15 protein-coding genes are annotated in these 12,816 nt (G+C 47.1%); 11 read left to right on the forward strand and 4 right to left on the reverse strand.

Features of this window, described 5'->3' with window-relative positions:
- Nucleotides 1-13: 13 nt before the first annotated feature.
- The 6 genes from sdhB (at nt 14) to ACU1JV_RS17830 (ending at nt 4,847) form a co-directional block, all read left to right on the forward strand.
- Complete coding sequence (sdhB, locus tag ACU1JV_RS17805; RefSeq protein ID WP_013372870.1) at nt 14-781, forward strand: succinate dehydrogenase iron-sulfur subunit; 768 nt, start codon at nt 14-16, stop codon at nt 779-781.
- A gap of 169 nt (nt 782-950) precedes the next feature.
- A complete protein-coding gene (locus ACU1JV_RS17810) occupies nt 951-1,760 on the forward strand; it encodes an aminoglycoside N(3)-acetyltransferase (RefSeq protein ID WP_013372868.1) in 810 nt (269 codons plus the stop codon).
- Nucleotides 1,761-1,826: 66 nt separating this feature from the next.
- Nucleotides 1,827-2,771 carry a metallophosphoesterase gene (locus ACU1JV_RS17815; RefSeq protein ID WP_413986940.1) on the forward strand — a complete coding sequence of 315 codons (945 nt, stop codon included), beginning with the start codon at nt 1,827-1,829 and terminating at the stop codon, nt 2,769-2,771.
- A gap of 105 nt (nt 2,772-2,876) precedes the next feature.
- Complete coding sequence (locus tag ACU1JV_RS17820; RefSeq protein ID WP_413986939.1) at nt 2,877-3,617, forward strand: metallophosphoesterase family protein; 741 nt, start codon at nt 2,877-2,879, stop codon at nt 3,615-3,617.
- A gap of 52 nt (nt 3,618-3,669) precedes the next feature.
- Nucleotides 3,670-4,278, forward strand: a complete 609-nt coding sequence (locus ACU1JV_RS17825; RefSeq protein ID WP_413986938.1) for a GNAT family N-acetyltransferase — start codon at nt 3,670-3,672, stop codon at nt 4,276-4,278.
- Nucleotides 4,279-4,571: 293 nt separating this feature from the next.
- Nucleotides 4,572-4,847, forward strand: a complete 276-nt coding sequence (locus tag ACU1JV_RS17830; protein WP_058830431.1) for a hypothetical protein — start codon at nt 4,572-4,574, stop codon at nt 4,845-4,847.
- A 98-nt stretch (nt 4,848-4,945) separates the two neighbouring features.
- On the opposite strand, the gene ACU1JV_RS17835 is transcribed toward ACU1JV_RS17830, so the two are convergent.
- Nucleotides 4,946-5,107, reverse strand: coding sequence for a hypothetical protein (locus ACU1JV_RS17835; protein WP_413986937.1), 162 nt, complete (start codon nt 5,105-5,107; stop codon nt 4,946-4,948).
- 260 nt (nt 5,108-5,367) lie between these two features.
- Between ACU1JV_RS17835 and ACU1JV_RS17840 the strand changes: the two genes are divergently transcribed.
- Nucleotides 5,368-6,123, forward strand: a complete 756-nt coding sequence (locus ACU1JV_RS17840; RefSeq protein ID WP_413986936.1) for an alpha/beta fold hydrolase — start codon at nt 5,368-5,370, stop codon at nt 6,121-6,123.
- A gap of 6 nt (nt 6,124-6,129) precedes the next feature.
- On the opposite strand, the gene ACU1JV_RS17845 is transcribed toward ACU1JV_RS17840, so the two are convergent.
- The 3 genes from ACU1JV_RS17845 to ACU1JV_RS17855 all read right to left on the reverse strand — a co-directional run bounded on the left by ACU1JV_RS17845 (nt 6,130) and on the right by ACU1JV_RS17855 (nt 8,835).
- A complete protein-coding gene (locus tag ACU1JV_RS17845; RefSeq protein WP_413986935.1) occupies nt 6,130-6,870 on the reverse strand; it encodes a GTP pyrophosphokinase in 741 nt (246 codons plus the stop codon).
- 192 nt (nt 6,871-7,062) lie between these two features.
- Nucleotides 7,063-7,872: a histidinol-phosphatase gene (locus tag ACU1JV_RS17850; RefSeq protein ID WP_129549927.1), complete on the reverse strand. Its 810-nt coding sequence runs from the start codon at nt 7,870-7,872 to the stop codon at nt 7,063-7,065.
- Nucleotides 7,873-7,932: 60 nt separating this feature from the next.
- Nucleotides 7,933-8,835 (reverse strand): LysR family transcriptional regulator, encoded by a 903-nt coding sequence (locus ACU1JV_RS17855; RefSeq protein WP_013372859.1) that lies wholly within the window; start codon nt 8,833-8,835, stop codon nt 7,933-7,935.
- Between the two features lie 424 nt (nt 8,836-9,259).
- Here ACU1JV_RS17855 and ACU1JV_RS17860 point away from each other — a divergent pair, with 424 nt between their 5' ends.
- The 4 genes from ACU1JV_RS17860 to ACU1JV_RS17875 all read left to right on the forward strand — a co-directional run bounded on the left by ACU1JV_RS17860 (nt 9,260) and on the right by ACU1JV_RS17875 (nt 12,815).
- A complete protein-coding gene (locus ACU1JV_RS17860) occupies nt 9,260-9,718 on the forward strand; it encodes a chemotaxis protein CheX (RefSeq protein WP_025365744.1) in 459 nt (152 codons plus the stop codon).
- Between the two features lie 39 nt (nt 9,719-9,757).
- A complete protein-coding gene (locus tag ACU1JV_RS17865; RefSeq protein ID WP_413986934.1) occupies nt 9,758-10,537 on the forward strand; it encodes an SDR family NAD(P)-dependent oxidoreductase in 780 nt (259 codons plus the stop codon).
- Nucleotides 10,538-10,658: 121 nt separating this feature from the next.
- On the forward strand, nt 10,659-12,050 hold the full coding sequence (locus ACU1JV_RS17870; protein ID WP_413986933.1) for a DEAD/DEAH box helicase: 1,392 nt from the start codon (nt 10,659-10,661) through the stop codon (nt 12,048-12,050).
- 18 nt (nt 12,051-12,068) lie between these two features.
- A complete protein-coding gene (locus tag ACU1JV_RS17875; RefSeq protein ID WP_013372855.1) occupies nt 12,069-12,815 on the forward strand; it encodes an ABC transporter ATP-binding protein in 747 nt (248 codons plus the stop codon).
- Nucleotide 12,816: the final 1 nt, after the last annotated feature.

A 12,816-nucleotide genomic window follows, 5' to 3' on the forward strand; every position in this document is an offset into this window, starting at 1 on the left:
GGAGTGTATTTAGATGTCGGAGCAAGCAGTGAAGTCGAATAAAACAGTGAAGTTCGTGGTTACTCGTCAGGATGAGCCTAATGCTAGTTCCTATACGGAAGAATTTGAATTGGCCTACAGACCGGGAATGAACGTGATCAGCGCGCTGATGGAAATTCAGCGTAACCCGGTAGACAGCCAAGGTAAAGAGACGGCTCCAGTGTGCTGGGAGTCAAACTGCCTGGAGGAAGTATGTGGAGCTTGTTCTATGGTGATTAACGGCAAGCCACGTCAGGCGTGCGCAGCGCTCGTCGATAAGCTGGAGCAGCCGATTACGATTGCGCCCATGAGTACATTCCCGGTAGTACGGGATTTGGTCATTGACCGCAGCCGGATGTTTAACGCGCTCAAGAAGGTCAAAGCGTGGATTCCGATTGACGGTACCTACGATCTGGGACCGGGTCCTAGAATGGCAGAGAAAAAGCGTCAGTGGGCGTATGAGCTGTCCAAGTGCATGACCTGTGGAGTCTGTCTGGAAGCATGCCCGAACGTCAATGAGAAGACGACGTTCATCGGTCCTGCGGCGATATCTCAGGTTCGCCTGTTTAACAGCCATCCGACAGGGGAAATGAATCAGGAAGAGCGCCTGGATGCATTGATGACGGACGACGGGCTAGAAGGCTGTGGTAATTCGCAAAACTGCGTACGCTCTTGCCCGAAAGGCATTCCGTTGACAACTTCTATTGCCGAAATGAACAAGCAAACGACTAAGCATATGTTTAAGCGCTGGCTGACTGTGTAGCAGAGCCAGCCCATAGGTTGTACTCAAACAGGCTTCTTCCCAACCGGAGAAAGCCTGTTTTTTTGCGCTCAGGAATGATGGAGGGTAACATGGAGGAAGGAGCGAGGGACAGCACTTATGGTATAATTATAATATTGTGTATCGTTTTGGAGAAAAGGAGGCTGGACAGGTGACTGTGCAACCGATAACGAATCGACCTGTCACGAGGTCGGATGTAATGAAAGGATTAAAGGAGCTGGGAGTTCAGAGCGGCATGACATTGCTTGTTCACTCGTCGATGCGCAGCTTTGGGCGCTTTGTTCCAGGCGGGGCCTCCACCATTCTTGCCGCATTAACCGAAGCGATTGGCCGGGAAGGGACGCTGGTGATGCCAACACAGTCACACGACTTGACAGATCCGTCCACCTGGATGAACCCGCCTCTGGATGAGTCATGGTGGGAACTGGTACGTGAGGAAATGCCTGCTTATGATCCGGCCTGGACGTTGACCGGAGGGATGGGCGTCATTGTAGAAACGTTCCGTGGCCTGCCGGGAACAGTGCGCAGCGGACATCCGCACGTTTCTCTGGCGGCATGTGGACCTGCTGCTATAGGCTTGCTGGAAGCGCATGAGCTTGATTTTGGGCTGGGTGAGCATTCGCCCTTGGCGAAGCTGTATGAGGCAGATGCCTATGTACTGCTGCTGGGCTGCGGACATGACAGCAACACCTCCTTACATTTGGCAGAATATCGAACAGCCTACAATGGACGTGAAGTTGTCACGCATCAAGCCCCTATGATGGTGGATGGGACCAAAACGTGGGTGTCTTTTCAGGATTATAATATTACCTCGGATGATTTTGAGCAGCTGGGACTTGATTTTGAACGGGAATGTCCCACATCCTTTATGCGGGTGAACATTGGAGAGGCTTCATGTTTTTTCGCAAGGCAACGGGATTTGGTTGACTATGCAGAGCAGTGGTTGTCCACTCATCGCTAAAGCTTCTGAACAGTAGGGGATTCTGAGAAAATGAGATAGAGGAATAGATCGCAAGGGGGAACGCATATGGAAAAGACGCCGCAAATCCGCCGCGAGAGTCAGGATGGCCCACATCAGGAGGCCGCTATCCCTCCCGGTTCTTCGCGGCGTTCCTTATCAAATGAGCCAGCCAATCCTTCCCGCCGCCGTTTTTTGAAAAAAGCGGCTTTAGCCACAGCAGGAACTGCACTATTGGCTGGAGGATATGCCTCCTTATGGGAGCCTAATCATTTGGAGATTACACGCTTCAACTTGTCTCTCCCTCGTCTTCCGTCTGCATTTGACGGAATTAAGGTGGTGCATTTCAGCGATGTGCACTTGGGGTTTCACATGGATGAGCAGGATCTGAGCGAGCTTGCGGACCGAATAGCTGGTCTGGAGCCGGATTTGCTCTGTTTTACAGGCGATATTGTAGATGATTATTCAGTATCTATGAAGGCTGCTGTTCCAGTTATGGCTTCCATGCACGCTACCCTTGGTAAATTTGCTATTCTGGGCAATCATGATTATAGAGGCTTACCCGCCGGCGTTCAGGAACTATATCCAAAAACCGGATTTACACTGCTGAGAAATGAGCATGCGGTTGTAGAGCGCGCGGGACAACGTGTGGCCATTGTCGGCTTGGAGGATAACATCATGGGCAAGCCCAATCCGCAGCGTGCAATCCACGGACTGCCTGATGGGATGTGCAAGCTGCTACTGATGCATGAGCCGGACTATGCAGATGTGGCGGCACAAATGTCCTTTGATCTTCAATTGTCAGGACATACCCATGGGGGACAGGTACGTTTGCCTGTCATTGGAGCACCGATGCCGCCCCCTGGTGGACGCAAGTACATTCAGGGATTATTTCATGTGGGAACGGATAGAATGCCACTGTATGTCAGCCGAGGCATTGGTATGACACATTTGCCAATACGGGTGCTGTGCAGACCGGAGCTTAGTGTTATTACGTTAAAATCTGGCCAATAGGTCATGATCTTTTTTTCATCTTCATCATATATGTTGGAACTACATAATGTTGGCTTGAATGTAGTGTAGAGATGTAGCCGTTTCGGACAAAGGAGTGAGATTCAGATGGATCGTATTGCTGTCATTTCAGATATTCATGGCAATTGGCCTGCTTGTGAGGCGGTGCTGGAGGATATTGCTTCCCGAGGCATTAGCCGTGTGTTTTGTTTGGGGGATCTGATCGGCAAAGGGCCTAGCCCGTGCGAGGTTCTGGATGCTATCCGCCAACATTGTGAAGTCGTCGTTCGGGGCAATTGGGATGAACTGGTTAGCATAACGGATGATCTCAATTTTAGCTGGCAAGCCGAACGTTTGGGTGCAGAGCGAGTGCAGTATTTGGCACAGTTGCCGTTTCATTATGATTTCAGAATGAGCGGACGTCGTATCCGCTTGGTGCATGCCTCGCCGCAAAGTGTGTATCACCGCGTACAGCCATGGGATGAGCCAGCCAAAAGGCTTGCCATGTTCGATCCGCTAGCTGAAGAAAGTGGAAAAGTACCTTTTGCTCCAGAGGTTGTGGGATATGGGGATGTGCATAATGCCTTTATCCAGCATTTTCAGGGAAAAACACTTTTTAACGTTGGGAGTGTCGGGAATCCGTTGGATATTACCCAGGCTTCCTACTGCATTTTAGAGGGGCGATGGGGAGAGGAGCAGTTCACGCCTTTTTCCATTCATTTTGTACGCGTACCCTATGATATAGAATTGGCAGTAAAACATGCAGAGGAGGCAGATGTGCCTTCTTTGGCATATTATATTCGAGAGCTGCGTACCGGAATTTACCGGGGAATTCAGGACCTGGATTAAGTATGGAAATATGCATTGCTAAAAGCAGAATCCATCCGCAGGAGGGAACATTGTGCTGACCAGAGAAATGCTTCGTCTCGGATTGCCGGAGCTTTACACTCGCCGAGTCCGATTGCGCCAGCTAAAAGCGGAGGATTATCCTGCGCTGGAGCGGATCTTATCCGATCCATTGGTAATCCAATATGTGAATCGAATTCGCAAGCCAGTCTATGCAAGAATGAGACGCCTGGTTGCGCAAATTAAAATATCAGCTGACTCACTGGATTCCCTACATTTTGCGGTGGAATGGCATCGGAGAATTACAGGAGAGAGCAATCTGCATGATGAATTCAACGAACGGTCCTCCTCACCGTTGCTCGGTATTGTTTCTTTTCAGCAATGGAATGAAAGAACGGGTGAGGCACAACTGGGCTATATTCTGGATCGGCCTTTTTGGGGACAGGGACTGGCTACAGAAGTCGTAGGAGAAATGCTGAAATTTGGTTTCGAGTCTTTGAAGCTCAAGCGGATCGAAAGCCGTTGCCAAGAGAATAACCAGGCTTCTATGCGTGTGCTTATGAAAAATAAGATGCGCCTGCTGCGCACCATTGGTGCCTATGATCCCTCAGGAGAGGTGCCGAGTGTATTGGTATTTTCGCTGACCCAAGGGGATTATGCATAGAAATAACATTGGAATATTTTGTTACAAAGATGAAATATAACTGCAAAACAACTCTAACACAGGACGGGTACAATACAGACATGACCCCCTTTTGAATAATATATGTTGCTGGGACCCGATCATTCGGGTCCTCTTTTTTTGTTATCCTATAGTTAGAACCAATCAGGAAAGAAGGGCTAACTCACGATTCCGCCTCATTTGGGTAAGGGAAGGGAACGTTACATCTAGATACAATCCATTTATGTCATATTCAAAATATCATGCTACTAGGTGTATAGGGTCTAGGTCTCGGGATGACCACAACGCCACTGGCCCATGTCGCCCTTGGTGCTGTATCGGCTGAAGAGGCAGGAACGGGTTCAGGCTTGTTTACGACCTTTATGTACTTGGCTAATTCGTTGGGTGTCGCTTTGATCGGTATCTTGTTCTTATCCTCGCTCAATCACACGCTTTCAGATGCTAATCTGTCCGATTATATCAGGGCATTCATTATTTCTGTGGCGGTGAGTGGCCTTCTTGCCTTGGCTGCGCTCATTTGTATTTCATTTTGTTACAAAAATGAAATATAACTGCAAAACTACTTTAATATAGACTGGGTACAACATAGACATGACCCCCTTTGAATCATATAAATTGCTGGGACCCGAAGCTTCGGGTCCTCTTTTTTTTATAGTTCATAGGTACGGTTCAGGCTGGTTACCAGCTCTGGAAGCCATTCATTTAGGGAGAGAAAGGAGTATCCCTCTGACTGGGCTTTGGACGTATCCATGTACCACGATTGTGTAATACCGAATGGAGACCTGTGCTCGTCTACTGTTTTTTCTTTCATTACAGCTTGTTTCCCTGTTACCTGTTCAATGAATGAAATGATGTCTCCAATCCTTACTGTACCGTCGGAGCAAGCATTTACAGGGCCTGTTACATGAGCAGACCCAAGCCAAAGCAGAAAATTAGCGGTTTCATCGGAACGAATAAATGAGATATATACATACTTACATCACTCCTGCTGGAATGGTTTTCATTTATATTAAGATAGACAGACGAATGAATGTAAAAGATACAGGACGCAATGAAAATGAGGAGGATCACATGCCATACGTAAAAATTCAGGATTTAGAGATGTATTATGAAAAAATGGGTACAGGAGATCCCGTCATATTTTTGCACAGTCATTATTCAAGAGGAATCCTAGCTTTTTCATCTCAATTACTTGATTTTCAGCAAAAGTATACATGTTATTTTCCCGATCACCGGGGACATGGCAGAACGAAATGTGACAGCCTGGAATGGAGTACCCCTCAACTTGCAGAAGATGTGATTAATTTTATGAAGGCCCTACATATCTCCAAGGCCCATCTTATTGGGTACAGCTGCGGAGGCAATGTGGCTTTATACTGTGCGGTGAAGCACCCTCAAATGTTCGCAACCCTTACCACCATTGGCTGTAGTGGAGTCGCATGTCCTGAGGGGGCAGATGAGTTTGAGCCGGAGTGGCTCGTCCAAAACGAATGTTATGAAATGATCCATCAAATGATGGAACGCCATGAGGAAGCGCATCAAGGTAATTGGCAGGAATTTATGCGTCAGAGCGCTCAGGATTGGCGCCAATATCCACAATTGACACGTAATGAGTTAAGCCGCATTACGTGCCCTGCATTATTTATTGCTGGTGAACATGACGACTTTGCCACAGAAGAGCAGCTTCAGGAATTATGCTCATGGGTCCAAGATTCACGTTATCTAGTTGCTCCGGGTTGTAGTCATCGGCCGCACATGCTTAGAGAACAGCCCATTTTAATCAATGATTCTATTCTTCAATTTTTGAATAAACATGCTATTGGTTGATTAAAATTATTCCCCTAGAAGCTTCAAAAAATTGGCTGGCACCGTAATTTGCTGATTATTAATCATAATCTTTCGAAGCTCTTCCATAGAGTCTTCTTCACCTCTGGCATCTTTAATCTCCTTGATTTCACGATGCAGACGTTCCATTTGCAGATCCAGCGCATTAGCGGAATCCGCTGCGTTCTTTAATTCACGTGTCAGACTCTCGGGAACAGACTGGTTGTATTTATAAAAGATTTTATGCTCCAGGCTTGCCCAAAAATCCATCGCAATGGTTCGAATCTGCACCTCTACGCAGACTAGTTCCTCACAGTCCGACATGAATACAGGAACTTGAACCAGCAAATGCAGACTCTGATAACCGTTCGGCTTGGGATTCTTGATGTAATCCTTGATTTCCAGCACCTTGAGGTCACTCTGTCTCTGAAGCATGTTACTGACATCATAAATGTCAGAAATAAAAGAACAAGTAATACGTAAGCCCGCGATATCCTTGATAGAATCTTTGATAGCATCCAGCGATAATTCGCTATTTTTACGAAGCAATTTGTTCATGATGCTTTCAGGAGATTTAAGGCGTGATTTGGTATGCTCAATAGGGCTGTAATCGTGCAATGCTTGAAATTCCTGTTTTAATATTTCAATCTTGGTTTCCATTTCGTCGAGCGCAAACTTATAGATGAGCATAAATCGCGTGATGTCATGCTTTAGCTTTTTGAGCTTGTCCATAGGATCTTCCAATTGCATATGTAATTCTCCTCACACAAAGATGTTGTTTATTTAAAATAATGGGGTTGTACGGTTTTAAGGCGATTGGTAGCAGAGCGAGGATTTGAATCTGGAGAAGCGTTAGTGTTCGCCTTTGCAATGGGATTGTTACCCTATATAAGGATTTCCCAAGAATCCCATTGCAACAGCGATTCCCACCCTTAATACATTTTAAAGCGCTACAGGAATTTTACGTTTTTCTTTAAAATAAACCCATTCCTGGAAGCCGATATCCTTCAGCATCGCTTTTACGTCTTCCCAATCGTCGCCTACCCGTGAAGGCTTATGGGCATCCGAACCAAAAGTGACCTCCACACCAAAATGGTGTGCTCTTTCTAAAATAGAAGCAGAGGGGTACCATCCGCCACTCAGCTTGGTTTTACCCGAAGTATTAATTTCAATCGCCACATTGGATTCCGCAATCACTCGCAAGGTTTCGTCAATGGCTTCATCGGCAGGAATGTCTGAAAAGGCAGGGAAATTCCCTTTCATTGCGTCAATATGACCTAAAATCTGAAACATGCCGCTTCGCGCAGATTGCTGAATGAGCGCATAGTAGGCTTGTTTGACCTCGACTTTACGAGCGTCACTTAATTTTTTCCAACGGTTGCGGTTAAAAATGCTATCCCCTTCGACATTGTGAATCGACCCGATAAGGTAATCAAATGGATAAGGAGCCAAAGTGGAACGATACAATTCAGCAAAATCAGGGAAATAATCCGTTTCCAATCCAAGGAGCACGTCAATACGGCCCTCGTATTCCTGCTTAAGCTCCTGTACTTCTTTTACATATTCAGCAAGCTGTGACTTGGCCATATAAATTTTAGGAAAAGCCTGATCCTTTTCGCTACATAGGAAGGGGGAATGGTCGGAAATACCAATAGCTTGTAAGCCTGATTGAATACCTGCTTCGATGTAATCCCGAATGTTGCCGTCTGCATGACCGCAGCGGAAATGATGGGTGTGCAGATCAAATTTCATGGACTGTCTTCCTTTCGTAACCAAGGTTTATATTGTGTATGTTGTTCATAGCGAATTACGTTATTCAGAATTGGTGAAATTCGTCTCCGGCATCCCCTTCAGATCGCTCAAAAATTGCTGCATTGCTGAGTTTAGATAACGGCCGGACTTATAAATCACCCCTACCGGATGACTAACTTCCAGCTCGGGAATATGGATCATTTTTAATGTGCCTGTACGCAGTTCAGAAGTGACTGACAGTCTGGAAATTATGGCAGCTCCGAGATTGATTTCGACCATCCGTTTGACTTCCTCACTGCTGGACAACTCGATCACGACATGGGGCACAATTTGGTGCTTTTTAAAAACATCGTCCACGAATTTCCGTCCTACCGTATCGGGAGAGAGCAGAATGAGCGGAATTTCCCGAAGGGCTTCAATAGTAGCGTGTGGTTGCGAGGCCAGCGGATGTGTAGGAGACACGACAAGTTCAAAAGAATCATAATACAGGACTGAAGTGCTTAGATTGGGATTACGTTCGATCAGATAACCGATACCAACATCAATAAGTCCGTTCTCCACCTGCTGATAGATCATCGAGGAGGCCATGGATTGAATGGAGGTTTTGATGAGAGGGAACTGATCCTGAAAGTAGGAGAGCACACGCGGTAAAATTTGAATGGCGATGGATGTTGTGGTACCCAGCGCAATGTGACCCTGCGGTGTTTCGTTCAAGTCATACAATCTCTGTCTTAATTCCTCAACAACCTCCAATATGCGCTCGGCGTGTTCCAAAAAAACAACTCCCCGGTCGGTCAGGGTGACGGGCTGGTTGCGGTCAATCAGAATGGTTTTGAACTCATCCTCTAGACTTTTGATTTGGGCGGACACCGCCGGCTGCGTCAAATTGAGAAGTTCTCCGGCTTTACGGAAGCTCATCGTTTTGGAAATCATGATAAGTGTTTCAAGTTGACTGATGTTCATGAAGTTCCTCCTCTCTTTTCTTTAGCTTGTCGCAGCTGTATAAACTGAGTTTAGCCAATCTACTTGTTTATATGTAAAACCATCGTTATGCTTTATTTCATTAGATTATAGGTTATTCGAGCAGGAAGGGCAATGAATCGAAGCAGTACACCGTAAAGTGTGGTATATTGGGAAATAAAGACTAAAGTCCTGATATACTTTAAAAATAACCAGTCTAGATTCGGGTTGAAGTAAAGATATAGGACATTATTCACATTTTTTGTGCTTTAGCTATAAAAAATTGCCGGACTGCTGTCGATAAGTGATAGAGAGAGTATTTTATTGCAGGTTGAGTCGTTATCCAGCATTATTTAAATAAAAATTCAAATTTAAATGGGACTTTTGTTGTGTGTCTAAAAGCCCATCGTAAAGGGGCGCAATGATCGTGAAGGCAGAAGTGATAAATCCTTTTTTGGAGTCGGCGAGACGGGTCATTGAACAATTGATCCAAGTTTCTCCTTTACCCGGAAATCTCGGTGTGAAAAATGTCGAGTTGGTGGACGACCATATCTGGATTATGATCGGGATGACCGGACAGCTTAGCGGAAATATTGTGTTCGGCCTGAATGAACAGGTGGCGCTACGTATGGTATCGGCGATGATGGGCGGATTTGTGTTGACTGAAATTGATGAGATGGGAAAAAGCGCAATTTCGGAATTGGGCAATATGATTAGTGGCAATGCCAGTACAATTTTGTCCAGTCAGGGAATTGTCGTGGATATCACCCCTCCGCAGGTCATGAAATCAGAAAACTTGACCACTTTTGTGCCCCAGCGCGCCCTTTGTATTCCGCTTTCGGTGGAAGGAATCGGTGAGCTGGATATTCAGGTGATGATCTCTTAATATTAAAGGAGTAAGTTTCTTTAATGTGGAGGGATGACCATGAGTACATTGCAGGATAAGGTAATTGTGATTACAGGTGCATCCAGTGGGATTGGCGCCCTTTGCGCTCAGTTGTTGAGCGCAAAGGGCGCGATTCCTATTTTAACAGCACGTTCGCAGGAGCGATTGAAGCAAGTATCTGCGGGAATCAGCGGCAGGCATGAGCTGATCCCATTGGACGTTACCTGCCAGGAGCAGGTAGAGGCTGTTGCTGCACGAGTATTGGAAAAGTACGGACGGGTTGATATATTGCTCAACAATGCAGGTTACGGAAAGTTTGAGTATTTTAATGAAACCGACCTGACAGAGTTTGAACAAATGATGGACGTGAACTATATGGGGGTTGTTCGCTGCATCAAGGCGTTTCTGCCGCAAATGACAGAGCGGAACGATGGGCAGATTGTGAATGTAGCATCGATGGCCGGTAAAATCGGGACAGCCAAATCGGCTTCTTATACGGCCACAAAGCATGCGTTGCTCGGTTTCAGCAATGCGCTCCGGCAAGAACTGCGCGGAAGTGGAGTGACCGTAACGACGATTAACCCTGGGCCGATTGATACACCGTTTTTTGAGCTGGCAGATCCTTCAGGGGGTTATGTGCGGAATGTTGGCTGGTTTATGCTAAAACCTGATAAGGTAGCACAGCATATCGTAAGGGCGATGGAGCTCCGCAAGGAGGAGGTTAATCTGCCGCAGTGGGTATCTCCTTTTCTCAAGCTGTATCAATTAGCTCCCAGACTGATCGACAGGCTGGGGCATGGTGTGATGAATAAGAAATAATAGATGTCCCGTAGCCATTAGGTGTGGTGAGGGACATCTTTTATTTTTGTGATTTGGTAACAGGGCTATTTTCGCATATAATGGAGAGTAACGAATTTACGTATAGGGGTTGGACCTTTTCATGACATTGAATTTTGAAGCGCTCGGCGTTGAACAAGATCTGTTAGACAAACTGACCGAGCATGAAATTACACAGCCTTCGCCAGTTCAGGCAGAGGCTATACCGGAAATAATGAAGGGAAAGCATGTATTGGCGCGCTCACAAACCGGTACAGGAAAAACACTGGCTTATTTGCTACCGCTGCTACAAGCCATTGACCCACAGAAAAAGGCTACACAAAAGCTGATACTGGCTCCAAGCCAGGAATTGGCCATGCAAATTGTACGTGAGGGTCAGCGCTACGGAGAGCATCGTGGAATCCGTGTACTAGGTTTGATTGGTGGGGCGGCAATCAAGCGCCAAATCGAAAAGCTAAAGGATCATCCACAGCTTGTGGTAGGCACACCAGGACGTGTACGGGAACTCATTGCTTCGAAAAAGCTGAAGATGCACAATATTACAACTATTGTCATCGATGAGGTGGATCAGATGTTCCAACTCGGCGGAGCAGGCGATGTGACCCATATACTGGGCTCTGCCCAGCGTGATCGTCAATTGGTATTCCTGTCCGCAACGCTGAATAATGAAATTCAGTCATTGGCACAACGGGAGATGCCTGATTACGTAGAAATCGGGATTGATCCTGACCAGAAGACGGCCAGTGGACTGGAACATTACTACTTTGTATCCGAAGAACGGGATAAGGTGGATATGCTGCGCCGTCTGGTACGGCATTTTAATCCGAGAAAAGCGCTGGTGTTCGTAAATACGACCAATGCCATCGGGGAAATTGAAGCCAAGCTCAAGCACATGGGCCTAACTACGGCATCCTTGTATGGAGATGCAGATAAAGTCACGCGCAGCAACGTGTTGGCTCGGTTCCGCGAGGACAAGCTCAAAGTGCTGGTCGCTTCGGATGTGGCAGCCCGTGGTCTGGATATTGAGGGGCTTGAAATGGTCATTCATTTTGACCCGGCTACGGATAGTCAAGCTTATGTTCACCGCGCAGGGCGGACAGGACGTATGGGACGCAAAGGACTGGTGGTGTCGGTGGTGACCGACCGCGAAACGTTCATCATGCGTAAGTTTTCCCGTGAGCTGGGAATCGATATTGCAGAGCGCGCGTTGTACGGAGGTCGAGTTGTAGTGCCGCGCCCGACGGATGCCAAGCGTGCCCCTGTAAGGCCATCTGAGACTAGATCCATTTCCAATGGAACGGTGACGGAAAACCGCAAGACACCTGTTCGGACTGAAGCAGGGCGTCCAGGCAGGAATTCCGTGAACGGTTCAGCTCCAGGCAAGAGCAAAGGAGCAGCCTTATCCAAAGCAGGAAAGGCACAGCGCGAGCGTGATCGTAAAAACAAGGGTGCGCCAAGATGGCTGAAGGAAAAAGGATCAAAACCGAACGAGTAAGGGAGAAGAGGGGAAGCCATGGAACAACAGCCTGTGTTGCAAATTAACGGACTGACCGGTGGATACAGCGCCAAACGCCCGGTGCTGCATCAGATTTCGCTTGATGTGAAGCCGGGCGAAATGGTGGGACTGATCGGTCTGAACGGGGCCGGGAAAAGCACGACCATGAAGCATATTTTGGGACTGATGACACCGCAGGCCGGAGAAATTCGCGTACAGGGGCATAAGCAGGATGAGAATCCCGAAGCGTATCAGGGAGCTATTGCTTTTGTACCTGAAGCTCCAGAGCTGTATCCTGAAATGACAGTGATGGAGCATATGGAGTTTACGGCTAGAGCATACGGAGTCAGCGAAGCAGATTTCCGGACGCGCAGCGATCAAATGCTGGACTTGTTCCGTATGCGGGATAAAAGCGGAAGTATGTCGATGCATCTCTCCAAAGGGATGCGCCAGAAAGTGATGATTATGTGTGCATTTTTAGCGGGGCCGCCGTTGTATGTCATAGATGAGCCTTTTTTGGGTTTGGACCCGCTCGGCATTCGTTCCCTGCTTGACTTTATGTTGGAGATGAAGCGTTCGGGTTCGTCTATTTTGCTCAGTTCTCATATTTTGTCCACGATTGAAAATTATTGCGATCGTTTCATTGTGCTTCATCAGGGTGCCATCATCGCTCAGGGTACGTTGGACGAAGTGACAGCACAGGCGGGTAAGCCGGGCATGCCGCTGGAAGATGCATTTTATGAGCTGGTACAAGGCAGGGAATGAG

Source organism: Paenibacillus sp. T2-29 (assembly GCF_052921365.1).